This window comes from Micromonospora sp. NPDC049049 (assembly GCF_040649115.1).
Taxonomy (GTDB): domain Bacteria; phylum Actinomycetota; class Actinomycetes; order Mycobacteriales; family Micromonosporaceae; genus Micromonospora.
In genome coordinates, this window is record NZ_JBEZEX010000017.1 from 141,334 (window position 1) to 166,690 (window position 25,357).

Annotated in this window: 21 protein-coding genes and 1 pseudogene; 16 read left to right on the top strand and 6 right to left on the bottom strand. The window is 71.7% G+C overall.

What is annotated here, in order from left to right:
* The first annotated feature begins 177 nt into the window (after positions 1 to 177).
* A complete protein-coding gene (gene smc, locus AB0B68_RS19150; protein WP_357261441.1) occupies positions 178 to 3,792 on the top strand; it encodes a chromosome segregation protein SMC in 3,615 nt (1,204 codons plus the stop codon).
* A complete protein-coding gene (locus AB0B68_RS19155) occupies positions 3,792 to 4,412 on the top strand; it encodes an HAD-IA family hydrolase (protein ID WP_357261444.1) in 621 nt (206 codons plus the stop codon). Before smc ends, AB0B68_RS19155 begins: the two co-directional genes overlap by 1 nt.
* A 7-nt stretch (positions 4,413 to 4,419) precedes the next feature.
* Here AB0B68_RS19155 and AB0B68_RS19160 read toward each other — a convergent pair whose 3' ends face one another.
* The 5 genes from AB0B68_RS19160 to AB0B68_RS19180 all read right to left on the bottom strand — a co-directional run bounded on the left by AB0B68_RS19160 (position 4,420) and on the right by AB0B68_RS19180 (position 9,441).
* A complete protein-coding gene (locus AB0B68_RS19160; RefSeq protein WP_357261447.1) occupies positions 4,420 to 4,950 on the bottom strand; it encodes a DinB family protein in 531 nt (176 codons plus the stop codon).
* Positions 4,951 to 4,992: 42 nt separating this feature from the next.
* Positions 4,993 to 5,487, bottom strand: a complete 495-nt coding sequence (locus AB0B68_RS19165; RefSeq protein WP_357201559.1) for a universal stress protein — start codon at positions 5,485 to 5,487, stop codon at positions 4,993 to 4,995.
* Between the two features lie 9 nt (positions 5,488 to 5,496).
* Positions 5,497 to 7,116 carry an MDR family MFS transporter gene (locus AB0B68_RS19170; RefSeq protein ID WP_357201562.1) on the bottom strand — a complete coding sequence of 540 codons (1,620 nt, stop codon included), beginning with the start codon at positions 7,114 to 7,116 and terminating at the stop codon, positions 5,497 to 5,499.
* 146 nt (positions 7,117 to 7,262) lie between these two features.
* Positions 7,263 to 7,703, bottom strand: a complete 441-nt coding sequence (locus AB0B68_RS19175) for a MarR family transcriptional regulator (protein ID WP_357201565.1) — start codon at positions 7,701 to 7,703, stop codon at positions 7,263 to 7,265.
* Positions 7,704 to 7,713: 10 nt separating this feature from the next.
* Positions 7,714 to 9,441, bottom strand: a complete 1,728-nt coding sequence (locus tag AB0B68_RS19180) for an alkaline phosphatase D family protein (protein ID WP_357201568.1) — start codon at positions 9,439 to 9,441, stop codon at positions 7,714 to 7,716.
* Between the two features lie 211 nt (positions 9,442 to 9,652).
* Between AB0B68_RS19180 and ftsY the strand changes: the two genes are divergently transcribed.
* The 9 genes from ftsY to AB0B68_RS19225 all read left to right on the top strand — a co-directional run bounded on the left by ftsY (position 9,653) and on the right by AB0B68_RS19225 (position 21,100).
* Positions 9,653 to 10,834: a signal recognition particle-docking protein FtsY gene (ftsY, locus tag AB0B68_RS19185; RefSeq protein WP_355005254.1), complete on the top strand. Its 1,182-nt coding sequence runs from the start codon at positions 9,653 to 9,655 to the stop codon at positions 10,832 to 10,834.
* Between the two features lie 6 nt (positions 10,835 to 10,840).
* Positions 10,841 to 11,704, top strand: a complete 864-nt coding sequence (locus tag AB0B68_RS19190) for an aminoglycoside phosphotransferase family protein (RefSeq protein ID WP_355005253.1) — start codon at positions 10,841 to 10,843, stop codon at positions 11,702 to 11,704.
* Between the two features lie 275 nt (positions 11,705 to 11,979).
* Complete coding sequence (locus AB0B68_RS19195; protein WP_355005252.1) at positions 11,980 to 13,392, top strand: ammonium transporter; 1,413 nt, start codon at positions 11,980 to 11,982, stop codon at positions 13,390 to 13,392.
* Positions 13,393 to 13,417: 25 nt separating this feature from the next.
* A complete protein-coding gene (locus tag AB0B68_RS19200) occupies positions 13,418 to 13,756 on the top strand; it encodes a P-II family nitrogen regulator (protein ID WP_172862163.1) in 339 nt (112 codons plus the stop codon).
* A 16-nt stretch (positions 13,757 to 13,772) separates the two neighbouring features.
* The gene (locus tag AB0B68_RS19205) at positions 13,773 to 16,103 is read left to right on the top strand and encodes a [protein-PII] uridylyltransferase (RefSeq protein WP_357261450.1); all 2,331 of its coding nucleotides are present in this window, start codon (positions 13,773 to 13,775) and stop codon (positions 16,101 to 16,103) included.
* A gap of 264 nt (positions 16,104 to 16,367) precedes the next feature.
* Positions 16,368 to 17,531: a sensor histidine kinase gene (locus tag AB0B68_RS19210; protein WP_357261453.1), complete on the top strand. Its 1,164-nt coding sequence runs from the start codon at positions 16,368 to 16,370 to the stop codon at positions 17,529 to 17,531.
* Positions 17,528 to 18,184: a response regulator transcription factor gene (locus AB0B68_RS19215; RefSeq protein ID WP_357201579.1), complete on the top strand. Its 657-nt coding sequence runs from the start codon at positions 17,528 to 17,530 to the stop codon at positions 18,182 to 18,184. Before AB0B68_RS19210 ends, AB0B68_RS19215 begins: the two co-directional genes overlap by 4 nt.
* Positions 18,185 to 18,298: 114 nt before the next feature.
* Entirely contained in the window at positions 18,299 to 19,858 is a 1,560-nt protein-coding gene (gene ffh / locus AB0B68_RS19220) for a signal recognition particle protein (RefSeq protein ID WP_112581984.1), read from the top strand.
* 162 nt (positions 19,859 to 20,020) lie between these two features.
* The gene (locus AB0B68_RS19225; RefSeq protein WP_357261456.1) at positions 20,021 to 21,100 is read left to right on the top strand and encodes an amidohydrolase family protein; all 1,080 of its coding nucleotides are present in this window, start codon (positions 20,021 to 20,023) and stop codon (positions 21,098 to 21,100) included.
* Between the two features lie 204 nt (positions 21,101 to 21,304).
* Here AB0B68_RS19225 and AB0B68_RS19230 read toward each other — a convergent pair whose 3' ends face one another.
* A complete protein-coding gene (locus AB0B68_RS19230) occupies positions 21,305 to 21,901 on the bottom strand; it encodes a TetR family transcriptional regulator (RefSeq protein ID WP_357201585.1) in 597 nt (198 codons plus the stop codon).
* A gap of 241 nt (positions 21,902 to 22,142) precedes the next feature.
* Here AB0B68_RS19230 and proS point away from each other — a divergent pair, with 241 nt between their 5' ends.
* The 5 genes and pseudogenes from proS to AB0B68_RS19255 form a co-directional block, all read left to right on the top strand.
* Positions 22,143 to 23,549: a proline--tRNA ligase gene (gene proS / locus AB0B68_RS19235; RefSeq protein WP_357201588.1), complete on the top strand. Its 1,407-nt coding sequence runs from the start codon at positions 22,143 to 22,145 to the stop codon at positions 23,547 to 23,549.
* 49 nt (positions 23,550 to 23,598) lie between these two features.
* Positions 23,599 to 24,219: a DUF402 domain-containing protein gene (locus AB0B68_RS19240; RefSeq protein ID WP_357261459.1), complete on the top strand. Its 621-nt coding sequence runs from the start codon at positions 23,599 to 23,601 to the stop codon at positions 24,217 to 24,219.
* Positions 24,220 to 24,447: 228 nt separating this feature from the next.
* On the top strand, positions 24,448 to 24,948 hold the full coding sequence (rpsP, locus tag AB0B68_RS19245) for a 30S ribosomal protein S16 (protein ID WP_112736214.1): 501 nt from the start codon (positions 24,448 to 24,450) through the stop codon (positions 24,946 to 24,948).
* A complete protein-coding gene (locus tag AB0B68_RS19250) occupies positions 24,923 to 25,183 on the top strand; it encodes an RNA-binding protein (RefSeq protein ID WP_186718042.1) in 261 nt (86 codons plus the stop codon). Before rpsP ends, AB0B68_RS19250 begins: the two co-directional genes overlap by 26 nt.
* Positions 25,183 to 25,357: pseudogene (locus AB0B68_RS19255) on the top strand (hypothetical protein); the annotation flags it as partial. The gene AB0B68_RS19250 and the pseudogene AB0B68_RS19255, both read left to right, overlap by 1 nt.

A 25,357-nucleotide genomic window follows, 5' to 3' on the forward strand; every position in this document is an offset into this window, starting at 1 on the left:
CGATCATGAAAGGCGCTTGTCTTTCTCGCTGTCGACCGAACAACAGCGCGCCCACTGCCGACGCGACGCGGGGCGGGTCGCGTGCCGGCGCGCTCCCACCGCCGGGTTAGTCTGCGGGTTCACCCAGGTCCCCACAGCCGGCGACGGTACGGCGGCCACCGGACGAGGATCGAGTAGGTGTATCTCAAGAGCCTGACGGTGAAGGGGTTCAAGTCCTTCGCCTCCGCCACGACGTTGAAGCTGGAGCCCGGGATCACCTGTGTGGTGGGCCCGAACGGCTCGGGCAAGTCCAACGTCGTCGACGCCATCGCCTGGGTCCTCGGCGAGCAGGGCGCCAAGGCCCTCCGTGGCGGCAAGATGGAGGACGTCATCTTCGCCGGCACCTCCGGCCGGGCTCCGCTGGGTCGCGCCGAGGTCACCCTCACCATCGACAACACCGACGGCGCGCTGCCGATCGAGTACACCGAGGTCTCCATCACCCGCCGGATGTTCCGTTCCGGCGAGAGCGAGTACGAGATCAACGGCAACTCCTGCCGGTTGCTCGACATCCAGGAGCTGCTGTCCGACTCCGGCATCGGCCGGGAGATGCACATCATCGTCGGGCAGGGCCGCCTCGACGGCATGCTGCACGCCAAGCCGGAGGACCGCCGCGCGTTCATCGAGGAGGCGGCCGGCGTCCTCAAGCACCGCAAGCGCAAGGAAAAGGCGCTTCGCAAGCTCGACGCGATGCAGGTGAATCTCAATCGCCTGACCGACCTCACGGCGGAGCTTCGTCGTCAGCTCAAGCCACTGGGCCGGCAGGCCGAGGTGGCCCGGCGCGCCGCCGCCATCCAGGCCAACCTGCGCGACGCCCGGTTGCGGCTGCTCGCCGACGACCTGGCCACCCTGCGGACCACCCTGGACCGGGAGATCGCCGACGAGACCGCGCTGCGCGAGCGGCGCGAGCAGATCGAGGGTGAGCACACCGAGGTGCAGGGTCGGCTCGGCGAGTTGGAGGCCGCCCTCGCGGAGGACGCGCCGCTGCTCGCCGCCGCCCAGGACACCTGGTACAAGCTCTCCGCCCTCCAGGAACGCTTCCGCTCGATCGAGCAGTTGGCCCGGGAGCGACTGCGGCACCTCAGCGCCACCGGCGACGACGAGCGGCCCGGCCGCGACCCGGACCAGCTGGAAGCCGAGGCGGAACGCGTCCGCGAGCAGGAGGAGGAGCTGCGCGGCGCGCTCACTGACGACCAGATCCGACTGGCCGAGGCGGTCGAGCACCGCCAGGAGTTGGAGCGGCAGCTGGCCGCCGCCGAGCGCGAGCTGGTCGCCGCGGCCAAGGCCATCGCCGACCGGCGCGAGGGGATGGCCCGGCTCACCGGCCAGGTCAACTCCGCCCGGGCCCGGACCACCAGCGCCGGCGAGGAGATCGAACGCCTCGCGATCGCGCACGCCGACGCGCTGGGCCGCGCCGAGCAGGCACAGGCCGACCTGGACGCGGTCGCCGCCCAGTCCACCGAGGCCGACCGGGACAACGCGGACCTGGACGCCCGGCACGCCGAGGCGGTCGCCGTGCAGGAACGCGCCCAGGCCACCGTCCGATCGCTGTCCGACGCCGAGCGGGCCGCGGAGAAGGACGCCGCCTCCTGGAAGGCCCGCGAGGAGGCGCTCGCCCTGGGGCTGCGGCGCAAGGACGGCGCCGGGGCGCTGCTCGCCCGCGCCGGAGACGTGCCCGGCCTGCTCGGCAGCCTCGCCGGGTTGCTCACCGTCGCACCCGGTCACGAGGCCGCGCTGGCCGCCGCGCTCGGCGGCCTCGCCGACGCCGTCGCCGTCAGTGGGGTGGACGAGGCCGTCGAGGCGATGCGGCTGTTGAAGATCTCCGACGCCGGCCGGGCCGGACTGCTGGTCGGCAGCCCGGCGGGGCCCGGCATGACCGGCTCCGCCGACGCGCTACGCCCGAAGTTGCCGGACGACGCCCGGTGGGCGCCCGACCTGGTGGAGTGCAGCGCCGAGCTGCGTCCGGCGGTGCACCGGGCCCTGCGGGACGTGGCGCTCGTCGACGATCTCGCCGCCGCCGCCGAGCTGGTCGCCAGCAACCCCGAGCTGCGGGCGGTCACCCCGGACGGTGACGTGGTCGGGGCGTACGCGGCGGCGGGCGGGTCGGCCAAGGCTCCCAGCTACATCGAGGTGCAGGCCGCAGTCGAGGAGGCCCGCGCCAACCGGGTCACCGCCGAACGCGCCGGTCTGGAGCTGCGTGATCAGTTGGTCGAGGCGCGCGCCGAGGTGGCGACCGCCAAGGAGGCTGTGCAGCACGCCGCCGCCGAAAAGCGCGAGGCGGAGAGCCACCGCAACGCCGCCGCTCGTCGGCTGGCCGAGCTGGGCGCGGCGGCCCGCTCCGCGAAGGCCGAGACGGACCGGCTCGGCGACTCCCGCTCCCGCGCCGAGGCCGCCCGGCAACGGGACCTCACCGCGCTCGCCGAGCTGGAGGAGCGGCTACGGCTGGCCGAGGAGACCCCGGTCGACGCCGAGCCCTCCACCGAGGAACGGGATCAACTGGCGGCCATGGTGCCGCAGGCCCGGCAGAACGAGATGGAGGTCCGGCTCGCCGTGCGTACCGCCGAGGAGCGGGTCTCCTCGATCGCCGGCCGGGCCGACTCGCTCGCGCGGCAGGCCACCGCGGAACGGGCTGCCCGGGAACGCGCGGCGGCCCGGCGGGCCGCCCGCGCCCGGGGTGCGGGCATCGCCCGGTCCGTCGCCGGTGGCGCCCGGGAGGCGCTGACCCGACTGACCACCTCCATCGCGACGGCGGAGGAGCACCGCGACGCGGTCGCCCTGGAGCGCGCCGCGCGGGAGGCAGAGCTTCAGGAGGTACGCGGTGCCGCCAAGCGGCTCGGCGCGGAGTTGGAGCGACTGACCAGCCAGGTGCACCGCGACGAGGTGGCCCGGGCGGAGCAGCGGCTGCGTATCGAGCAGTTGGAGGCGAAGGCCGCCGAGGATTTCGGGCTGGACGTGGAGACGCTGGTCGCCGAGTACGGTCCGACTCAGCCCGTTCCGCCGACCGCGGTGGACGTCGCGACGGCCGAACGTGACGGTCTGCCGGTGCCCGAGCCGGTGCGCTACGAGCGGCCGGTGCAGGAGAAGCGGGCCGCGAAGGCGGAACGGGAACTCGCCCTGCTCGGCAAGGTCAACCCACTCGCGCTGGAGGAGTTCGCCGCGCTGGAGGAGCGCTTCAAGTTCCTCTCCGAGCAGTTGGAGGACCTCAAGGCCACCCGTCGGGACCTGCTCACCGTGGTGAAGGACGTGGACGAGCGGATCCTGGAGGTCTTCGCCAGCGCCTTCGAGGACACCGCCCGGGAGTTCGAGCAGGTGTTCACAGTGCTCTTCCCCGGTGGCGAGGGACGGCTGATCCTCACTGAACCCGACGATCTGCTCACCACCGGCGTCGAGGTGGAGGCCCGCCCGCCGGGCAAGAAGATCAAGCGCCTGTCGCTGCTCTCCGGTGGCGAGCGGTCGCTGACCGCGGTGGCCATGTTGGTGGCGATCTTCCGCGCCCGGCCCAGCCCGTTCTACATCATGGACGAGGTGGAGGCGGCCCTGGACGACGTCAACCTGGGCCGGTTGATCACGTTGATGGCACAGTTGCGCGAGAAGAGTCAGCTGATCGTCATCACGCACCAGAAGCGGACGATGGAGATCGCCGACGCGCTCTACGGCGTGACCATGCGCAGTGGGGTCACCCACGTGATCAGCCAACGGCTCAATCGGGCCGACGAGGACGACCAGCGGCACGGCCGCGGCGAGGAGAACGGGTAGTGGCTCGGGAACGCGCGACGGCGCTCCTGCTGGACTTCGACGGCGTACTGCGCCGGTGGGACCCGGCGGTGGCCGCCGTTGTCGAGCGGGAGTACGGCCTCTCCGAGGGGGTGCTCGGTGAGATCGCCATGCAGTGGGGGCGGCTCCAGCCGGTGCTCACCGGCCAGGTCAACCACGCTGAATGGATGGACAGCGTGGCGGACGCCCTGGCCGAATCGGTGGGCAGCCCGGAACGCGCCCGCGCCGCTGTGGAGCAGTGGCAGAGCTACCGCGGAGAGGTCGACCAGGAGGTGCTGGCGTTCGTTCGGGAGGTCCGTGCGGCGGGCATCCGGGTCGGGCTGGGCACCAACGCCACCGACCTGCTCGACTCCGACCTGGCCGCGCTCGGCATGGTCGGCGAGCTGGACGTGGTGGTCAACTCCTCGGTGATCGGCGTACACAAGCCCGCCCCGGAATACTTCAAGGCCGCCTGCGTGGCCCTGGCCACCCCGCCGGCCCGGGTTCTCTGCGTCGACGACGAGGACTGGGCCGTGCGGGGTGCCCGGTCCGCCGGGTTGTCGGCGCACCGCTGGGGCGGCCACGCGGACCTGCGCTACCTGCGGGCGGCCCTGGACTACTGAGTGCCTGTCAGTCGCCGGTGACGCCGTCGATGCGTTCCCGGATCAGGTCGGCGTGGCCGTTGTGCCGCGCATACTCCTCGATCATGTGCACGTACACCCAGCGCAGGCTGAAGGTGCGGTTCCCGTCGCTGCGGGTCAGCCTGAACGTGTCGTCCAGGGACCGCCCCTCGGTCGCCGCGCGGGCCGCTTCGACCTCGGCCCGGAAGGCGGCGAAGGCGGCCTCCGCGTCGGCGTTGGCCGCAGCATGGAAGTCGGCGTCGTTGTCGGTGGTGTAGTCAAAGAGGTCGGGCAGGTCCTGGCCGGCGAAGCGTTGGCGGAACCATGAGCGCTCCACATCGGTCATGTGCAGGACCAACCCGAGAAGGCTCAGGCTGGACGGCTCGACGCTTGCCGTGCGCAACTGCTCGGCGGTCAGGCCGGCACACTTGTGCAGCAAGGTGTCGCGGTGGTAATCGAGCCAGCCTTCCAGCATGGTGCGCTCATCAGCGACCAACGGCTCGTGGCTGCGGTCGATCTGCGGTGCTCTCCAAGTCGTCATCGGGTCATCCTGCGGCTCGGGTAAGACAGTCGCGAGCGGTTTTCAGGGCACCACGACGACCGGCCAGCGGCCGGCGCGGACCAGGCGGGTGGCGACCGAGCCGACCAGGCGGTGCCCGGCCTGCTCGGAGGCACCCACCACCACCATGTCGGCCTGGAACTCGTCCGCCGCCGCGCGCAGCTCGGCGTACGCGTCGCCGCGCCGGCACAGGAAGGTCACCGGAATGCCCCACTGCTCGGCCCCACGCCGGCACTCCCGGCGCAGCTCGTCGGCCAGCTCGTCGTGCGTGCGTTGGACCGCGCCGGCGTCCATGCCGGGAACCAGGGCGGTCAGCCCGCTCGGTGAGCTGACGAAGACCACCACCAGCGCGGCGCTCTGCCGACGGGCCAGGCCGGCGGCGTAGGCACCGGCCCGCTCGGAGGTGCGGGTGCCGTCGACACCCGCCATGATCACCCGAGGGCCGTCCGTGCCGCGCTCGAAGGGCAGCGGTCGGGTCCGGGGGCCGTACTCCTCGCGGTCCGGTGCTCCCACGCCCATGGCTCTACCTCACCTCTGCTCGCCAGTACGGATCACGGGTGCGCCAGCGCCGGCGGTGACTGTCGATTCCCGCTCGACCTGCTCGGAAACCGGGTTGCCGTTGTGCTGGCGCAGCGGCACCTCCTTGATGAAGACCACAGCGATCAGCGCGATCAACGCGAACGGGGCGGCGGCGAGGAAGATGTCACCGGCACCGTGGCCGTACGCGCTCTCGACGACAGCCCGCAGCGGGCCGGGCAGGGTGTGCACGTCGGGCAGGGCGCCGCCGCTGCCCGAGCTGGAGGCGGGGATGCCGAGCTGCGCCAGCCCGTCGGCGGTGTAGTCCTTGACCTTGTGGGCGAGCACCGCGCCGAGGGCGGAGACGCCGATCGCGCCACCCAGGCTGCGGAAGAACGCCACCACCGAGCTGGCCGCGCCGAGCTCGTGCGGGCCGACGGTGTTCTGCACGGCGAGGACCAGGTTCTGCATGGTCATTCCCAGGCCGACACCGATCAGCAGCATGTAGACGCTGAGCAGGGTGAAGCTGGTGTCGGCGCGCAGGGTGCCCATCAGCGCGAAGCCGATGGTGAGCAGCGCCGACCCGATCACGAGGTACCGCTTCCAGCGGCCGGTCTTGCTGATGACCCGCCCGATGACCGTGGAGGCGACCAGCAGGCCGAGGATCATCGGCAGGGTCATCAGGCCGGACATGGTCGGGCTCTGCCCACGGCTGATCTGGAAGTACTGGCCCAGGAAGATGGACGCGCCGAACATGCCCACACCGACCGCGATGCTGGCGATCACGGCGAGGGTGATGGTGCGGTTGCGGAACAGCCGCGGTGGGATCATCGGCTCGGCGGCCCGGGTCTCGACCCGGATCGCCAGCGCGCCGAGGATCAGGGCACCGACGACCATCGCGGCGGTCTGCCAGGACGCCCAGGCGAACTGGTCGCCGGCGAGCGAGACCCAGATCAGCAGCAGCGAGACGGCGGCGGTGATCAGGGTGGCGCCCCACCAGTCGATCTGCGCCTTCCGCTTGACCACGGGCAGGTGCAGGGTCTTCTGGAGCACGATCAGCGCGATGATGGCGAACGGCACGCCGACGTAGAAGCACCAGCGCCAGCCGAGCCAGGAGGTGTCCACGATCACGCCGCCGATCAGCGGGCCGCCGATGGTGCCGACGGCCATCACCGCGCCGAGGTAGCCGCTGTAGCGGCCCCGCTCGCGGGGCGCGATCATCGTGGCCATGATCACCTGAGCCAGTGCGGTGAGACCGCCGGCGCCGACGCCCTGGAGCACGCGGCAGGCGATCAGCTCACCGGTGCCCTGGGCGAGGCCGGCCAGCACCGAGCCCAGCACGTAGATCCCCAGCGCGAGCTGGACGAGTGTCTTCTTGTTGGTCAGGTCGGCCATTTTGCCCCAGATCGGGGTGGTCGCGGTGGTCGCGAGCAGGGCCGAGGTCACCACCCAGGTGTACGCGGACTGGCCGCCGTGCAGTTCGGTGATGATCCGCGGCAGCGCGTTCGAGATGACCGTGGAGGAGAGGATCGCGACGAACAGACCCAGCAGCAGGCCGGAGAGTGCTTCCAGGATCTGCCGGTGGGTCATGTCGACGGCGGCCGCCCGCGTGGGGACTGTGGCCTGGCTCATCGTGTGTTGCCTCCGAGCGGAGTCGAGGTGGAACGGCGACGGACTGGTACGCGTGGGCCGCCTGAGAATTGCCTGAGGCAACCGTATGCCTTGGTTGCCTGAAGCAACAACTTGTCGGACCGGCGCGCTATTCCCCGTCGCGATGCCTACTGCCAGGAGTCGTTGAACCGGCCGAGCAGCCGGGCGAACTCCTCGACGTCCCGCTCCGGCCAACCGTCCAGGGCGCGCAGAAACTCGCCCAGTCGCGCCGAACGGGCAACGTCGAACCGGCGCTGCCCCTCCTCGGTCATGCTGATCTGCGCGGCCCGCCGATCACTCGGATCGGGGTCGCGGTGGATCAGGCCGAGGACCTCCAACGCGTTGATCTGCCGGCTCAGCGTGCCCTTGCCCACGCCCAGCCGCGCCGCCAACTCGGTCAACCGGATCGACCCGCTACGCCGCAACCACAGCAACAACCCGTAGGTGTTCGGCTCCAGATTCGGGTGCACCTCCCGGGCAATCTCCCAGGAGACCGCCCGCCCACGGCGCAACAGAGCGGTCAACTCGTGCTCGACCGCCCGGATCGGCTCCGGCAGGTGCTCGTCCACGGCGTAGAGACTACGGCGCGGCCGGCTCGCCGTCGCCGGAGAGTCGACGCCGCATCACCGGGCGTAGGTGCCCGTCCTTCGTGGTGCCCTCGATGACCACGTCCGCCCCGCGCCCCTGATGGGTCAGAGTGGCGACCGCGTTACCGAAGTACGGGCCGGCCAGCTTGCGCCAGCGCACCCCCGGCCGGCGTACGCCCGCCGAACGGGCCAGCGCCCGGGTGGCCCCGGCCGGACCCGGCGACCAGCCCAGTTTCATCAGCGGGCGAATGCCCGCCGGCACCTGGTTGTGGATCGGCGAACAGGTGAGCTGGTGCACCGGAGTGACCACCGCCGGGTCCGCGAACCGGGCCCGCGCCACGTACGAGTGGTGCACGTCACCGGAGAGCACGCTGATCGACGCCGGTGGGGCGTACGCCGGGCCGGCCCCGATCCGCGCGCCGGACTGCCGCGGCGTGCCGGTGCCGATCCTTGCGAACGTCTCCGCGAGCGCCTCGAAGGACCGCCGGAACGCCGCCCAGTGCTCCAGGTCCAGCGCACGCCGCAGCTTCTCCGCCCCGCGCGCCACCCACGGTCGGCGTGAGTCCGCCAGTTTCTCGTTCCACGCCTCGATGTGGTGGATGCCCTGCGGCAGCAGCCAGGGCAGCGAGGCGCCCACCACAAGGTGGTCGTAGACCCCGTGCGCCTGGTCGAGGAACCAGGCCCACTCGCCGGGCGGCAGCATCGCCCGGCTGTTGGGCTCGAGCACCCGGCTGCACCTGTTGTCCAGCATGACCAGCCGGGTCCGGCCCAGATCCAGCGCGTAGCTCCACTGATACTGCACCGCGCGCCAGCGCTCGGTGTCGTGCGCCAGGTCGGACTCCTGGTCGACCCGGTGGCCGAACTCACGCAGCACGCTGGTGGCGTCCTCGGCGGCGGCGACCTTCGCGAAGACCGGATCGGCGACGATCTCGTCTGGGGAGAGATTGCCCAGATGCTGGTAGACCCAGTACGAGGCGAGCCCACTGCCGATCCGCTCCGCCCACCACGGCTGCTCGCGTACGTCGGCCCGCCACGCCGCCGAGGTGTTCCAGTCGTCGATGATCTCGTGATCGTCGAAGATCATCACGCTGGGCACCGTGGAGAGCAGCCAGCGGATCTCCGGATCACGCCAGGACTCCAGATAGAGCTTGGTGTACTCGTCGAAGCTCACCACCTGGTCGGCCGGCGCGCCCTTCGGCCGCCGCCGCCGTCGACGCAGCAGCCGGCGCACAGTGGGCGAGGTGACGTCGGCGTAGACCTGGTCACCGAGCAGCACCAGCAGGTCGGGCAGCGGGTTCGACTCCGGGTCCGCCATCAACCGCCGGGCGTACGCGTCCAGCGCGTCAGGTGGCAGCTTGCGGGTGGTGGCGTGCTGGGTGGTCTCCCGGCACGAGCCGAAGATCAAATTGACCGGCTGGTCCCGGTCGTCGGCAGCCCGGGTGCGGATCACGCTCGGCGGGAACCCGCTGCTCGGCACCGGCCAGACGAGCTCGTCGTCGACGAGCACCTCGTAGGTGGTCTCGCTGTCCGCGGTGAGCCCCTCCACGACCACGAGGGCGTAGTGGTGGTCGTACGCCGAGAAGGTGGGCGCGGTGCCGGTGGCGCCGTCGGCGGTACGGACGGTGACCACGGCGGGCCCGGCGGTCTCTACCCAGATGGTGGCCCGGGTGTCCACGACTCGCCGCAGGAGTGGGCCGATGAGGAGGTGTGCGGCGGACATGGCGCGAGCCTACCGCCGGATTCCGGACACCGGCTGCGGGCCGTGGCTGAGATGCTTAGCACCGCCCAGGGGGGTGGCTGAGATGCTGGCACCGCCCAGGGGGGTGGCTGAGGTGCTGGCACCGCCCAGGGGGCGGTGTGGCTGAGACTCCGTGCACGGCTCGGGGTGCGGTGGCTGGGACGCCGCCGCCGGCATCTGACAGGATTCCGGCATGGCCGAATATCTCGTCCTCGCTCTGGTCCTGCTCGGTGTGCTGATCGCCGGCACAGTCGGGCTGGTCGTGCCGCGCCTGCGGCGACGACCCGAGCCCCCGCTGCCACGCACGGAGGTCGACACCAGGGCTGAGGAGGATCTCGCCGGCCCGCCGGTCGAGGCACCGGAGTCCGATCTGTCCACCGGCGTCCTGGTCGAGCCGCCGCCGGTGCTCGAACCGCAGGTCGAGGTGCCCGAGCCGACCGCCGGGCGGCTGGTCCGTCTCCGCTCGCGGCTGTCCCGCTCACAGAACGTGTTCGGCAAGAGCCTGCTCGGCCTGCTCGCCCGTGACCACCTCGACGAGGACGTCTGGGAGGAGATCGAGGACAGCCTGATCACCGCCGACGTCGGCGTCGACGCCACCCGCGACATCGTCGACCGGCTTCGCGAGCGCACCCGGGTGCTCGGCACCCGCTCGGCCTCCGAGCTGCGGGCACTGCTCGCCGCCGAGCTGGTCAACGCGCTCGATCCGAGCCTGGACCGCTCGCTGCGGACCGCCCCTAAGGACGGCGTGCCGGCGGTGGTCCTCGTTGTCGGCGTCAACGGCGCCGGCAAGACCACAACCTGCGGCAAGATCGCCCGGGTGCTGGTGGCCGACGGTCGCAGCGTGCTGCTCGGCGCTGCGGACACCTTCCGGGCCGCCGCGGCCGACCAACTGGAGACCTGGGGCTCGCGCGTCGGAGCGGAGACCGTGCGGGGGCCCGAGGCAGCCGACCCGGCCAGCGTCGCGTTCGACGCCGTCAAGCGCGGCATCGACACCGGCGTGGACACCGTGCTCATCGACACCGCCGGCCGTCTGCAAAACAAGATCGGCCTGATGGACGAGCTGGGCAAGGTCAAGCGCGTGGTGGAGAAGCAGGGCCCGATCGACGAGACACTGCTCATCCTGGACGCCACCACCGGGCAGAACGGCCTGGAGCAGGCCCGGGTCTTCACCGAGGTGGTCAACGTGACCGGCGTGGTGCTGACCAAGCTCGACGGCACCGCCAAGGGCGGCATCGTGATCGCCGTGCAACGCAAGCTCGGCATCCCCGTGAAGCTGGTCGGCCTCGGCGAAGGCAAGGACGACCTGGCCCCGTTCGACCCGGCGCAGTTCGTCGACGCGTTGCTGGGGACCGAGGCCACCGGCCGGGACGCGTAGTCTCGGGTGACCACTGACGATCGCGCGTACGCGGGCTGGCGTGACCCCGGCCATCCTTCGCAGCGCCTCGGGAGACCGTACGTGACTTCGCAGGAGATCCCGCTGCACGGCGGCAACGTGAGCACCGTTGTCCGTGTGGGTGACACGGTCCGGCGCAACGCCGGGCCGTGGACCCCGTCCGTGCACGCGCTGCTGCGCCACCTGGAGTACGTGGGGTTCACCGGAGCCCCCCGGGCCCTCGGGATGGACGAGCGCAACCGTGAGGTGCTGTCGTACCTGGAGGGGGAGTGCGGAGAATATCCGCTCGCCCCGCACTGGGTGACCGACGAGGCCCTGGTCACCGTCGCCACCATGCTGCGCATGTTCCACGACGCGCAGTACGGCTTCACTCCTCCGCAGGCGGCGGTCTGGCGCTCGTTCGGGCCCCCACCGCCGGACACCGAGGTGATCTGCCACCACGACGCCGCGCCGCACAACGTGATCTGGCGTCCGGACGGCACCCTCGGGCTGATCGACTTCGACCTCGCCTCGCCCGGAGCGCGGATCTACGACGTGGCGTACGCGGCCTGGACCTGGGTGCCGATCTTCGCGGACCGCGACTCGATCACGCTGGGCTGGAAGAACCCGGACCGCCCTCGCCGCCTCCGGCTCTTCGCCGACGCGTACGGGCTGATCCCCCGGGATCGGCACCGGCTGATCCGGACCATCCGTAAACGGATCGTGGACCACGTCGAGGGGATCCGCCGGATGGCCGCCGCCGGTGAGCCGGCGTTCGTCCGGATCGTGCACAAGGGCCACCTGCGTCGACCGATGCGTGATCTGCGACTGCTCGACTACGAGCGGCACACCCTGGAGAACGCCCTCCGCTGAGCGCCGGTCCGGCGATGCTCGGCCGGGCGCGTCACGCGCACCGGTCGATGCCGTTGACCGGTCAGCCATCGACGATCGCCGTCCGGTCGATCCACAATCGTCCATGCTGACGACTGTGCGGAGTTCGTGACACGTCCGAAACAACCCGTCACGAAACGGAAACCCGCACGGGACCCAAAGTGAAACAGGCGGCCGCGAAGCTTCCGCGCAACCGGCCTACGGGCGACGCTGCCCCGGAAAGCCGCGAAGGAGGACTTCACCTTTAGGAGGCCAGCGTGCCTGAAGCACCGACGATCGACGGCGCCAATACCACGTGGCTGCTGGTTTCGACCGCGCTCGTGCTGCTCATGACCCCCGGACTGGCGCTGTTCTACGGCGGCCTCAACCGGGCCAAGGGCGTACTCAACATGATGATGATGAGCTTCTCGGCTATCGGGCTCATCTCTATTCTGTGGTGGTTCTACGGATTCAGCGTCGCCTTCGGGACCGACGTGAACGGCTTCTGGGGCGACCCGGGCGCGTACCTCGGCACCAAGACCTTCCTCGCCGAAACCGACCTGTGGGGCGCCACGGCGGAGAACCCCAGCGGCATCGGGGTTCCGCTCTACGTGTTCATGGCCTTCCAGATGGTCTTCGCGGTGATCACCGTCGCGCTGATCAGTGGTGCCATCGCCGACCGGGCCAAGTTCGCCGGCTGGCTGCTGTTCGCCTTCGGCTGGGCCACCCTGGTCTACTTCCCGGTCGCCCACTGGGTGTGGGGCGGCGGCATCATCGGCGCTGACATCCACGCGTTGGACTTCGCCGGTGGCACCGCGGTGCACATCAACGCCGGTGCGGCGGCCCTGGCCGTTGCCCTGGTCCTCGGCAAGCGGCTCGGTTGGCCGCGGGAGGGCATGAAGCCGCACAACATCCCGCTGGTCGCGCTCGGTGCGGGTCTGCTGTGGTTCGGCTGGTTCGGGTTCAACGCCGGCTCCGAGCTGACCGTCGACTCGGTCGCCGGCCTCGCCTTCATCAACACCCAGCTCGCCACGGCGGCTGCGGTGCTCGGCTGGATCGCTGTCGAGTGGATCAAGGACCGGAAGCCGACCATGGTCGGTGCCTCGTCCGGCGCCGTCGCCGGCCTGGTCGCCATCACCCCGGCCTGCGGGTTCATCGCCCCCTGGGCGGCCGTCCTGCTCGGCGTCGTCGCCGGCGCGGTGTGCGCGCTCGCCATCAGCCTCAAGTACAAGCTCGGCTACGACGACTCGCTCGACGTGGTCGGCGTGCACTTCGTCGGTGGTTGGATCGGTTCGCTCTGGCTCGGTCTCTTCGCCACCAACTCGGTGAACGCGGCGATCAGCGACGTGGTGGGTGCCTCCGACGGCCTCTTCTACGGCGGCGGCGCGACCCAACTCGGGCGGCAGGCCCTCGCCGGCCTGATCGTCACCGTCTGGTCGTTCGGCATCGCCTGGGTGCTGGCCTTCGTCATCGAGAAGACGATCGGCTTCCGGGTCAAGGGTGAGGACGAGGTCGAGGGCATCGACATCGCCGAGCACGCCGAGAGCAGCTACGACCTGTCCCCAGCCGGTGGCGGCACGGGTGGCGCATTCGCGATGGCCGGCATCGGCACCCCCGGTGGCGGCACGACGAGTGGTGCCAAGCCGGAGGCGGAGCCCGCCGAGCCGGTCAGCGAAAAGGTCGCCGGTTAACGTTCCTGGGATGGAGGGGTTGGACATGAAGCTGGTGACCGCAGTCATCAAGCCGTACCAACTGGACGCGGTGAAGGAGGCCCTGCACGCCCTCGGGGTGGCCGGGTTGACCGTCAGCGAGGTTCAGGGGTACGGACGGCAGAAGGGGCACACCGAGGTCTACCGGGGTGCCGAGTACACGGTCGAGTTCCTGCCCAAGATCCGGGTCGAGGTGCTCACCGACGAGATCGACGTCGACAAGGTGGTGGACGCCATCGTCGGAGCGGCCCGCACGGGCAAGATCGGTGACGGCAAGGTCTGGGTCACCGGTGTCGAAGAGGTCGTCCGGGTACGTACCGGCGAACGCGGCCTCGACGCACTCTGACGCGGCCACGACTGACATGACCTCGTTGATCAAGAAGAACGCGTCAGGACCCGCCGATGACGGCGACGCGAAGCTCTTGATCAACGAGGTCGTCGGCGTTCCCGGGGGGATCGGGGAAGCGGCCCGGCGGGGGCGGGCCGCGGCCTACGACTCGTTCCTGCGGGGGTTGCTGCCGCCGCGGGACGGGGTGGCACTGCTGGCCGTCGGGGGCCTGGGTCGGCGGCAGTGTGCTCCGTACAGCGACCTCGACCTGGTGCTGGTGCACGCCGGGGTGCCCGGCACGGACGAGTTGGCCGCCTCGGTCTGGTACCCGATCTGGGACGCGGGCCTGCGGCTCGACCATTCCGTACGCACCGTCGCCGAGGCGCTCTCGGTGGCCCAGGACGACGTCAAGGTAGCCCTCGGGCTGCTCGACGCCCGGTTGATCGTGGGGGACCAGGCGCTGGCCGACGCGCTGATCCGCACCGCCGCCGATCACTGGCGGCGTACCGCCGTCCGGCACCTTGCCGGCCTGCGCGAGGTCACCGAGGCCCGTTGGCAGGCCCACGGTGAGCTGGCGTTCCTGCTGGAGGGCGACCTCAAGGAGGCCGCCGGTGGTCTGCGCGACGTGGGGCTGCTGCGGGCGATCTCCGCCGCCGGCATCACCGACGCGCTGCGTCCTGCCGTACGCGCCGCTCACCTGCACCTGTTGGACACCCGCGACGCGCTGCACCAGCAGGTCGGCCGACGGGTCGACCGGCTGGTCGCCCAGGAGCGCGACGGAGTGGCCAACCTGCTCGGCCTGCGACAACTCCAGCCCGGCGCGTCCGACGCCGAGGGGCGGCCGGGAGCCGTGGTGCACGACGGTGATGTGCTGCTGCGTCGGGTCGCCGGTGACGCCCGCACGGTCAGCCACGCCCTGGACGACGCCTTCCGGGCCGCTGACCGGCTGCGCTCCGGCCGTTCCCGCGGCGGCAACGGCCGCCCGGCCCGCCGCCCGGTCGCCCGCGACGTTGTCGAACACGACGGCGAGCTGGTGCTCGCCCGCACGGCGATCGGGGCACGCCCCGACCCGAGCCTCTCGCTGCGGGTGGCCGCCGCGTCGGCCACGACCCGGATCCCCATCGCGCGGGCCACGTGCGAGTGGCTGGCGGCGTACTGTCCGCCCCTGCCGGCCCCCTGGCCGGCCGAGGCCCGGGCCGCGCTGATCACCCTGCTGGGCGCCGGTCCCGGCCTGGTGCCGGCCTGGGAGACCTGCGACCGGTACGGGCTGGTCGACGGCTGGCTGCCCGAGTGGACCCGGCTGCGCAGCCTGCCCCAGCACAACCCGGTGCACCGCTTCACCCTCGACCGGCACCTCGTGCAGACCGCGCACGAGGCCAGCCGGCACGCCCGCGAGGTGGAGCGCCCGGACCTGCTGCTCCTCGGCGCTCTCCTGCACGACATCGGCAAGGGACTCCCCGGTGACCACAGCACCGTCGGCGTGCCGGTTGCCCAGGCGGTTGCCACCAGGGTCGGTCTGCCCACCGCCGAGGTCGAGCTGATCGGCAAGCTGGTCCGGCTGCACCTGCTGCTGCCCGACGTGGCCACCCGCCGGGACCTGAGCGACCCGGTCACCATCGCCTCGGTGGCCGAGGCGGTCGGCGACACCGGCACCCTCGACGTGCTGCACGCGTTGGTCCGCGCCGACGCGGCGGCGACCGGGCCGGCGGCCTGGTCCGACTGGAAGGGCCGACTCGTCGCCGAGTTGGTCACCCGGGTCCGCACCGCGCTGGACACCGGCGTACTCCCCGAGCCACCCGCCCCGGACCCGGAGTTGCTGGCCGGGCCCCTGCCGGTCGTCCACCTGACCGGCGACCGGGTGTCGGTCGCGGCGGCCGACCGACGGGGTCTGCTCGCCACTGTGGCCGGCTGCCTGGCCCTGCACCGGCTGGAGGTGATCTCCGCGGACGCCTCCGCCGTCGACGGCCGGGCCCTGGTCGAGTGCCGGGTGCAGCCCCGCTACGGCCTTCCGCCGGACCCGGTCCCGCTCCGCGCCGACCTGCGCCGTGCGGTAGCCGGCGACGTGTCGGTCACCCAACGGCTGCGGGGTCGTGCGCTCGCCAGCCGTGGCGGCGGCGCGGCTCCACGAGTGGTCTGGCACCGCGAGGCGGCCACTGACGCCGTACTGCTGGAACTGCGCGCGGCCGACGCCGCCGGGCTGCTCTACCGAGTCACCTGCGCTCTCGACGAGGCCGGCGCCCTGGTACGCGCGGCCCGCATCTCCACCCTCGGCGCCGACGTGGTCGACGCCTTCTACCTGGTGGGCGGTTGGCCGGACGACGCCACCCGGGCCCGCCTGGAAGCCGCCGTCCTAGCCGCCGTCTAACCGCCCCGCCCCGCCCCGCACTCCCGCGTCGATCTTGCACTTTGTGTCCTCGCATACCACGCAAAAGCCGCGTAGTGACGACACAAAGTGCAAGATCGCGGGGGCGGAGGGCGGAGGGCGGAGGCGGGGGCGGGGGCGGAGGGCGGAGGGCGGAGGGCGGAGGGCGGAGGGCGGGGGCGCGGGTGGGGGTACGTCGGGGGGCGTAGGGGCGGTGCCGCTCGTGGACGCACGTCGAGCGGTGTCTGCGCGGGCAGAATGACGGCCATGCGGCGAGGCGGGCAGTGGCGGTGGCCGGAGGTGGCGGCGGATGCCGTGCTCGCCCTGGTGCTGCTCGGGTTCGGATTGCTCGCCACCGGCCTGGCCGGGGACAACCAGCCGGGGTCGAGGCCGGTGGACGCCGTGAGTCGGGTGCTGATCGCCGTCGCGGCGCTCGCCCTGCTGGTGCGGCGGCGTGCTCCGGTCGCCGCCCTCGCCGTGGTCACAGTGGCCACCTCGACGTACCTGCTGATCGGCTACCCGTACGGGCCGATCCTGGTCACGTTCCTCGTTGCGGTCTACACCGTGGCCGTGTGGCTGCCGGTGCGACCGGCGGCGCTCGCCACCGGCGGCGCGTTCGCTCTGTTGTTGGCGCACGTCTTCTTCGGGCGGGGGCCCGCGCCGGGTTGGACGGGAGTGCTGCCCGCGTCCGCCTGGGTGGTCGTACCGTTCGCGGTGGGGGTGGTGGTGCGGGTGAGCCGTGAGGCGACCGCGCGTACCCGTGCCGAAGAGGCCCGCAGTCGAGTTGAGCAGGCGCGACGGCAGGCCGACGAGGAGCGGCTGCGCATCGCGCAGGAGGTGCACGACGTGGTGGGGCACGGGCTGGCCGCGATCAGCATGCAGGCGGAGATCGCCCTGCACCTGCTGCCGAAGCGGCCGGAGCAGGCGGAGGTGGCCCTGACCGCGATCAGCCGGACCAGCCGCGAGGCGCTGGACGAGCTGCGGGTCACCCTGGGTGCGGTGCGGCGGGGCGCCGAGCGCGAGCCGGTACCCGGCCTGGCCCGGCTTCCAGCGCTGCGCGACCGGCTGGCCGGGGCGGGGCTCGCCGTCGAGGTACGCGTGGTCGGGGAGCCCAGGGAGGTGCCGGCCGCGGTCGACCTGGCCGCGTACCGGGTGGTGCAGGAGGCGTTGACGAACGTGCTGCGTCACGCGGGGGTGGCGAGCGCGGAGGTGACAGTGGACTACCGGGTCGACGAGGTGACCGTCGAGGTCACCGACCGGGGGGTAGGTGCCGACCGCGCCGGGACGACTCCGGCCGACGGCGAGGGCGGCCACGGTCTGGCCGGGATGCGCGAGCGGGTCGCGGCGCTGGGCGGGCGGTTGACCACCGGGCCGCGCGCCGGGGGCGGGTTCCGGGTGTACGCCGGGCTGCCCGTGGAGCCGACCACGTGATCCGGGTGCTGATCGCCGACGACCAGGATCTGGTCCGGCTCGGGCTGCGTGCGCTGGTGGAGAGCGAGGACGACCTGGCGCTGGCCGGCGAGGCGTCCGACGGGCTGCGGGCGGTCGAGTTGGCTCGTCGGGAACGGCCGGACGTGGTGCTGATGGACATCCGGATGCCCGGCATCGACGGCATCGAGGCGACCCGCCGTATCGTCGCCGACCCCGACCTGACCGGCACGCGGGTGGTGGTGCTCACCACCTTCGAGCTGGACGAGTACGTCTTCGACGCGCTGCGGCACGGTGCGAGCGGGTTCCTCACCAAGGACACCAGACCGACTGAGCTGCTGCGCGCGATCCGGCTCGTCGCCGAGGGGGAGGCGCTGCTGTCGCCGTCGGTGACCCGTCGGGTGGTGCGGGAGTTCGCCACCCGGCCGTCCCGGGTGCTTCGTCCGCACCCGCGACTGGAGGCGCTGACCGATCGGGAGCGTCAGGTCGTCGGCCTGGTCGGTGAGGGCCTGAACAACGAGGAGATCGCCGCACGGTTGGTGGTCAGCCCGGCGACCGCACGGACCCACGTCAGCAGGGCGATGGGCAAGCTGGGAGCCCGGGATCGGGCCCAGCTCGTCGTGTTCGCGTACCAGTCGGGGTTGGTGTCGGGGTGAGGCCCGGGCCGGGCGACAGCGGCCCTACGGCCGGGCGGTTACCCTAGCGGTGGCCGGACTCCGCAGTGCCGGCCGCGTTGTGCCCGCCGGAACACTGACAAACGGGATGTTCGCGTGTTTGACACCTTGAGTGACCGCCTGTCCGGGATCTTCACCAAGCTCCGCGGCAAGGGGCGGCTCACCGACGCCGACATCGACGCCACCGCGCGCGAGATCCGCCTCGCGCTGCTGGAGGCGGACGTCGCGCTGCCGGTGGTCAAGGGCTTCATCGCGGCCGTCAAGGAGCGGGCCCGCAGCTCCGAGGTCTCCCAGGCGCTGAACCCAGCCCAGCAGATCATCAAGATCGTTAACGAAGAGCTGATCACCGTGCTCGGCGGCGAGGGCCGGCGGCTCCAGTTCGCCAAGCAGCCGCCGACCGTGATCATGCTGGCCGGCCTCCAGGGTTCCGGTAAGACGACCCTCGCCGGCAAGCTGGCCCGCTGGCTGAAGGGGCAGGGGCACCAGCCGCTGCTCGTCGCCGCCGACCTCCAGCGCCCCAACGCCGTCGGGCAGCTCCAGGTGCTCGGTGGCCGGGCCGGTGTCGAGGTGTACGCCCCGGAGCCCGGCAACGGCACCGGTGACCCGGTGCAGGTGGCCCGCGCGTCGATCGAGCACGCGAAGCGCGCCGCCCGCGACATCGTCATCGTCGACACCGCCGGCCGCCTCGGCATCGACGCCGAGATGATGCAGCAGGCCGCCGACATCCGCGACGCCGTCTCGCCGGACGAGGTCATCTTCGTCATCGACGCGATGGTCGGTCAGGACGCCGTCCGCACCGCCGAGGCGTTCCGCGACGGCGTCGGCATCACCGGTGTGGTGCTCTCCAAGCTCGACGGCGACGCCCGTGGTGGTGCCGCGCTGTCGGTCCGTGAGGTCACCGGGCAGCCGATCCTCTTCGCCTCCACCGGTGAGAAGTTGGAGGACTTCGACGTCTTCCACCCCGACCGGATGGCCAGCCGGATCCTCGGCATGGGCGACGTCCTCACTCTGATCGAGCAGGCCGAGCAGGCCTTCGACTCCGATCAGAAGGAGAAGATGACCGCCAAGCTGATGGGCGGTGAGCAGTTCACCCTTGACGACTTCCTCGACCAGCTCATCGCGGTGCGGCGGATGGGCCCGATCGCCAACGTGCTGGCCATGATGCCGGGCATGGGGCAGATGAAGGACCAGCTCGCCGATCTGGACGACAGTCACTTCGACCGGGTAACCGCGATCATCAGGTCGATGACCCCGGGCGAGCGGACCAACCCGAAGATCATCAACGGTTCCCGCCGGGCGCGCATCGCCAACGGGTCGGGCGTCACCGTGATGGACGTCAACCAGCTGCTCAACCGCTTCGCCGACGCGCAGAAGATGATGAAGCAGATGGGCGGCATGATGGGCCTGCCCGGCGGTGGCCGCCGCAAGGCGACCAAGTCGCCGAAGAACAAGCGCAAGGGCACCAAGGGCGGCGGTCGTCCGCGTACCGGCGCCGGCGCCGGAATGCCCGCCGGTTTCCCGGGCGGCATGCCGCAGCTCCCGCCGGGGATGGACCCGAACGACCTCGCTGGCGGCCAGGGCCTGCCGCCCGGCTTCAAGCTTCCGAAGATCGACTTCAACAAGCTCGGCAAGGGCGGCGACAAGGGCCCGCGCTGACGTGTGTCGGTGACGGTGGGCGACTGATCCGGGGTGGTGGTCATCCGCCGCAGGCACGCCGGCCGGTCGCCCGTCCCGGTGGAGGACTCCCTGCCCGCCCTGACCGCTCAGAAGAACGACCTGCTCGCCCCCGGCGGGGAGTGATCGGGTAGGACTGTGCGCATGGCTCTTCATGTGCGCGGCGTGCTGCTCCCCGATGACGAGGTCCGGGATCTCTGGCTGGTCGGCGACCGAGTGACCTTCACCCCCGTGCCCGATGCCCAGACCGTCGTCGACGGCGGCTTCGTGTTGCCGGGGCTGGTCGACGCGCACTGCCACATCGGCATCGCCCGAGGTGGCGCCCCGATCACCTCACTCGACCAGGCCCGCGCGTTGGCCCACGTCGACCGGGACGCCGGGGTGCTGGCGATCCGGGACGCCGGCTCGCCGTACCCGTACCCCGAACTCGACGACGAGCCGGACCTGCCGCGACTGGCCCGCGCGGGCCAGCATGTCGCTCCGCCGAAGCGCTACCTGCGCGACATCGGCGTGGAGGTCGACGCGACCGAGGTGGCCGCCACTGTCGCCGCGCAGGCACGGGCCGGCAACGGCTGGGTCAAGCTGGTCGGCGACTGGATCGACCGTGGCGTCGGTGACCTGGCGCCGGCCTGGGACGCGGACACCCTCACCGCCGCCGTGCGGGCGGCGCACGACGCCGGGGTACGCGCCGCGGTGCACACCTTCTCCGAGTCGGCCGTCGAGATCATGGTGCGGGCCGGGGTGGACTCGGTGGAGCACGGCACCGGGCTCAGCCTCGACCTGATCGACGAGATGGCCCGCCAGGGCACCGCCCTGGTCCCCACGATGATCAACATTGCCACCTTCGGGGGCATCGCCGAGCAGGCGCGGGGCAAGTTTCCCGGGTACGCCGACCACATGCTCGCGTTGCGCGACGGCTTCCCCGAGGTGGTGCGTGCCGCGTACGAGGCGGGCGTACCCATCTACGTGGGCACCGACGCCGGTGGCGGTATCGATCACGGGCTCGCCGCCGAGGAGATGCTGCTGCTGCACGAACGGGCCGGCATGGCACCCGTCGACGTCCTCGCCGCCGCCTCCTGGGGCGCCCGCGCGTGGCTCGGCTTCGCCGGCCTGGTCGAAGGCGGCCTCGCCGACCTGACCGTCTACCCCGAAGACCCCCGCAGTGACCTGCGCGTCGTCCGCGCCCCGTCCCGCACCATCCTTCGCGGCCGCGTCATCCGCTGACCCCCCCGGCGAGCGCCACACCGCCCGGCCCAGGGCCGAGCCGGCCGTGTCGCAAGATCGCGCTCGAACCAGGATGTAGTGGCCTCCGCGCTGGAGGATGCCACTACATCCATGATCGAGCGCGATCTTGGCGTTGGCAGCGAGATCAGGCGGGCCCCGAGAGAGAGATCCCGCAACATCCGGGAAGTTGCGCGGGCGCGGGGGTCAGGGGAGTGGGCGGGCGGCGGCGCTGAAGAGGCGTACGGCGAGGTCGGCGAGGGCCGTGGCGGTCTGCTCGATCGGTTCGCGGGGGAGCACGATGTGGCTGACCACCAGGCGGACGATGCTGTCGGCGGCGAAGGTCAGCGCGGCCTGGTCCGCTCCGGGCAGGTGGTCGCCGGCCCAGTCGATCAGGGCGCCGGACGCCTCGGTGAGCACCACTTCGGCCCGGGTGGTGAGGTAGGGCAGCAGTTCGTCCGAGCCGCCCCGGGCGCTGGTCACGATCGCCTTGATCAGCGGGTTTTCCGCAGCCGTGGTGAGGGTGTTTGCGATGGCCGCGTACGCGCCGGCCCGCACGTCGGTGTCGTGGGCGAGCAGAGCGGCCCGGACGGCGCCGACGAACCGGTCCACCTCGGCGCGGGCGAGCGCCTCGGCCAGCCCTGCCTTGCTGCCGAACTCGTTGTAGACGGTCTGTCGGCTCACCCCTGCGGTGTTCGCGACGGCACCCATCCGGACTCCGTCCCACCCGGTCGCGACGGTCAGCGTGCGGGCGGCGTCGACGATGCCGGTCCGTATTGGGGTGGGGTCCCTCTGCTCAATCATGGTGGTCGAAGTGTAGGCCGGTGTGTCGGCCGGATCGGTCGACGATCGGGCGGGGTCAGCTGCCGGTGTCGGGCCACGAGGCGCACCCGGTTCGCGGCCAGGTGAGCCGGTTCGGGGCCTCGGGCCCGGGGGTGGCCGCCGCTCCCCGGGCGTGCGGATGGGGGAAGGACATGGCGGCGGGGGCCGACGATGCCGCGCCCGAGCGCACCGCCCTGACGAGCGGCGCATAGGATGTGCGGTCATGGCACGCGTGCTCACTCCCCGTGCGGAGGATTTTCCCCGCTGGTACCAGGACCTGATCGCCAAGGCGAAGCTGGCCGACAACGGCCCGGTTCGCGGCACCATGGTCATCCGACCGGCCGGCTACGCCATCTGGGAGCGTATGCAGGCTGAGATGGACGCTCGGATCAAGGCGGCGGGTGCGGAGAACGCGTACTTCCCGTTGTTCATCCCCGAGAGCTACCTCAAGCGTGAGGCGGAGCACGTCGAAGGCTTCTCGCCGGAGCTGGCGGTCGTCACCCACGGTGGTGGCAAGCCGCTGGCCGAGCCGGTGGTGGTGCGTCCGACCAGCGAGACGGTCATCGGCGAGTTCATGGCCAAGTGGATCGACTCGTACCGGGACCTGCCGCTGCTGCTCAACCAGTGGGCGAACGTGGTCCGGTGGGAGCTCCGTCCGCGGATCTTCCTGCGTACCAGCGAGTTCCTCTGGCAGGAGGGGCACACCGCGCACGCCACCCGTGAGGACGCCCGGGCGTACGCGCGGCGGATCCTGCACGAGGCGTACGAGGACCTGATGGTCAACGTGATCGGCATTCCGGTGGTGGTCGGTCTGAAGACGAAGCGTGAGCGCTTCGCCGGGGCGACGGCCACGTACACCTGCGAAGGCATGATGGGCGATGGCAAGGCGTTGCAGCTGGGCACCAGCCACGAGCTGGGCCAGAACTTCGCCAAGGCGTTCGACATCAGCTACTCCTCCAAGGAGGGCGGCCGGGAGCACGCCTGGACCACCTCCTGGGGCACGTCCACCCGGATGCTCGGTGGCCTGATCATGGCGCACGGCGACGACAACGGCCTGCGCGTGCCGCCGAGGCTCGCGCCGATCCAGGCGTACGTCATGATCGTCAAGGATGGCGACGGCGTCGGCGAGGCGGCGGCCAAGCTGCGCGACGGCCTGCGCGACGCCGGTGTCCGGGTCGCGCTCGACGACCGGACCGACACCCCGTTCGGCCGCCGGGCCGTCGACGCCGAGCTGCGTGGCTATCCGGTACGCGTCGAAGTGGGCCCCCGTGACCTGGCCGTGGGCAACGCGACGGTGGTACGTCGGACCGACGGTTCGAAGACCCCGACGCCGGTGGCGGACGTGGTCACCGCAGTGCTGGCCGCCCTGGAGACCGACCAGCAGGTGCTGCACGACCAGGCCCTCGCGCACCGCGAGTCGCGCACCGTCGAGGTGTCGACGCTGGCCGAGGCGATCGAGGCGGCGGCCACCGGCTGGGCCAAGGTGCCGTGGTCGGCGGTCGGCGTGGCCGGTGAGGCCGAGGCGAACGGTCAGGGCGTCACTGTGCGCTGCCTGCTGCGCGCCGACGGTTCGGTACCGGACTCGGAGGACGAGCCGGATCTGGTCGCCATCCTCGCCCGCGCCTACTGAGGTGCGGCCGGGCGACCCCGTCGACCGGTTCGAGCCGGGTCGGCTGATCATGCATCGGAACGTGCGGCACGGCCGGATCGGGTGGGTCCGGCCGGCCCGCGTGGTCAGCGACGATGATCGAGGGTTGCTGGTCTGGATCGCCCGGGACTCGCCGGTGGCCCACGAGGTGACCGAGGCCGGGCTCAACATGCGGGCCATGCCTTTCGCCCAGTGGATCTCGTCGACCTACCGGTTGGCGCACGGGCGTTGGAACGGCCCGCCGCTGTTGAAGTTCCTGCCCACGGGGGCGGCGCACTCCGTCTGGTGGTTCTCCGACGCCCAGGGCCGGTTCGCCCACTGGTACGTCAACCTGGAGGAGCCCGGTGTCCGCTGGGACGACGGCCCGGTGGCCGGCGTCGACGTGGTGGACCAGGACCTGGACGTGGTGGTGTGGCCGGACCACAGCTGGGAGTGGAAGGACGAGGGTGAGTTCGTCGAGCGGCTCGCCTTCGGCGCCGACTACTGGGTGACCGACGAGAAGGCGGTCCGCGCCGAGGGGGAGCGGGTGATCGCGCTCGCCGAGGTTGGCGAGTTCCCGTTCGACGGCACCTGGTGTGATTTCGCACCCCCGCCAGATTGGGGCATACCGGACAAACTGCCACCGGGATGGGATCGTCCGCCGGTGCGTTGAGCGGTGTCGAGGGCGCCGGCAACGCGGTGTACGGGTCCGATGCGGAAGATCGGCATCGGATCTGGCAGAATAGGTCGCTGGTATCCGGCGCGCGTCCGGCGCCCTCTAACCCGGGCACGTCGCCAGTCCACCGAGTAGTCTCCGGCCCAACCCCACGGGTCCGGTCGGCGCTCACCCATGCACACCGCCCGCCTGGGCCGGTGAGATCGCAACAGGAGCGAAACAACTGTGGCCGTAAAGATCCGGCTCCTGCGGATGGGCAAGATCCGCAACCCGCAGTACCGCATCGTCATCGCCGACTCGCGCACCAAGCGTGACGGTCGGGCGATCGAGTTCGTCGGGGTTTACCAGCCCAAGGAAGACCCCTCGATCATCGAGGTCAAGTCGGAGCGGGTCCAGTACTGGCTGTCCGTCGGCGCTCAGCCGAGCGAGGCGGTGCAGCGTCTGCTGGAGCTGACCGGTGACTGGCAGAAGTACAAGGGCCTGCCGGCCCCGCCGCCGCTCCTGGTCGCCCCCGAGCGGGCCGACCGCAAGGCGGCGTACGAGGCTGAGGCGAAGGCCGCTGCCGGGCTCGCCCCGGAGACCCCGGCCAAGCCGGCCAAGAAGGCCGCCAAGGCTGCCGAGGCTCCGAAGACCGAGGCTCCGGCTGAGGCTCCGGCCGCCGAGGCGCCGAAGACCGAGGCTCCGGCCGAGGCGCCGGCCGCTGCCGACGCCGGTGAGCAGGCCTGACATGCCACTGCGTCCGGCGTTGGAGCACCTGGTCAAGGGCATCGTCGACCACCCGGACGACGTCCGGGTGCGGTTGGTCGATTCCCGTCGGGGTAAGCGGCTCGAAGTCCGCGTGCACCCCGAGGACCTCGGCACTGTGATCGGGCGGTCCGGCCGGACCGCCAAGGCGCTGCGCCAGGTGATCGGCTCCATCGGCGGGCGCGGGGTTCGCGTCGACATCGTCGACTCGTACTGATGCAGCTCGTCGTCGGCAGGATCGGCAAGCCGCACGGTGTCCGCGGTGAGGTCACCGTGGAGGTGCGGACCGACGAGCCCGAGGCACGGTTCGCCCCCGGCACAGTGCTGCGCACTGAGCCGGGGGCGACGATGGGCAACCTGGTGCACGCCGCCGCGATGCTCGCCGAGGACG

Coding starts and splice junctions, on each gene's coding strand:
- AB0B68_RS19160 (WP_357261447.1), bottom strand. CDS start 4,950: ATGACGACTTGGAGAGCACCGCAGATCGACCGCAGCCACGAGCCGTTG.
- AB0B68_RS19165 (WP_357201559.1), bottom strand. CDS start 5,487: ATGGGCGTGGGAGCACCGGACCGCGAGGAGTACGGCCCCCGGACCCGA.
- AB0B68_RS19170 (WP_357201562.1), bottom strand. CDS start 7,116: ATGAGCCAGGCCACAGTCCCCACGCGGGCGGCCGCCGTCGACATGACC.
- AB0B68_RS19180 (WP_357201568.1), bottom strand. CDS start 9,441: ATGTCCGCCGCACACCTCCTCATCGGCCCACTCCTGCGGCGAGTCGTG.
- ftsY (WP_355005254.1), top strand. CDS start 9,653: ATGGCCGAATATCTCGTCCTCGCTCTGGTCCTGCTCGGTGTGCTGATC.
- AB0B68_RS19200 (WP_172862163.1), top strand. CDS start 13,418: ATGAAGCTGGTGACCGCAGTCATCAAGCCGTACCAACTGGACGCGGTG.
- AB0B68_RS19205 (WP_357261450.1), top strand. CDS start 13,773: ATGACCTCGTTGATCAAGAAGAACGCGTCAGGACCCGCCGATGACGGC.
- AB0B68_RS19210 (WP_357261453.1), top strand. CDS start 16,368: ATGCGGCGAGGCGGGCAGTGGCGGTGGCCGGAGGTGGCGGCGGATGCC.
- AB0B68_RS19225 (WP_357261456.1), top strand. CDS start 20,021: ATGGCTCTTCATGTGCGCGGCGTGCTGCTCCCCGATGACGAGGTCCGG.
- AB0B68_RS19230 (WP_357201585.1), bottom strand. CDS start 21,901: ATGATTGAGCAGAGGGACCCCACCCCAATACGGACCGGCATCGTCGAC.
- proS (WP_357201588.1), top strand. CDS start 22,143: ATGGCACGCGTGCTCACTCCCCGTGCGGAGGATTTTCCCCGCTGGTAC.
- AB0B68_RS19240 (WP_357261459.1), top strand. CDS start 23,599: ATGCATCGGAACGTGCGGCACGGCCGGATCGGGTGGGTCCGGCCGGCC.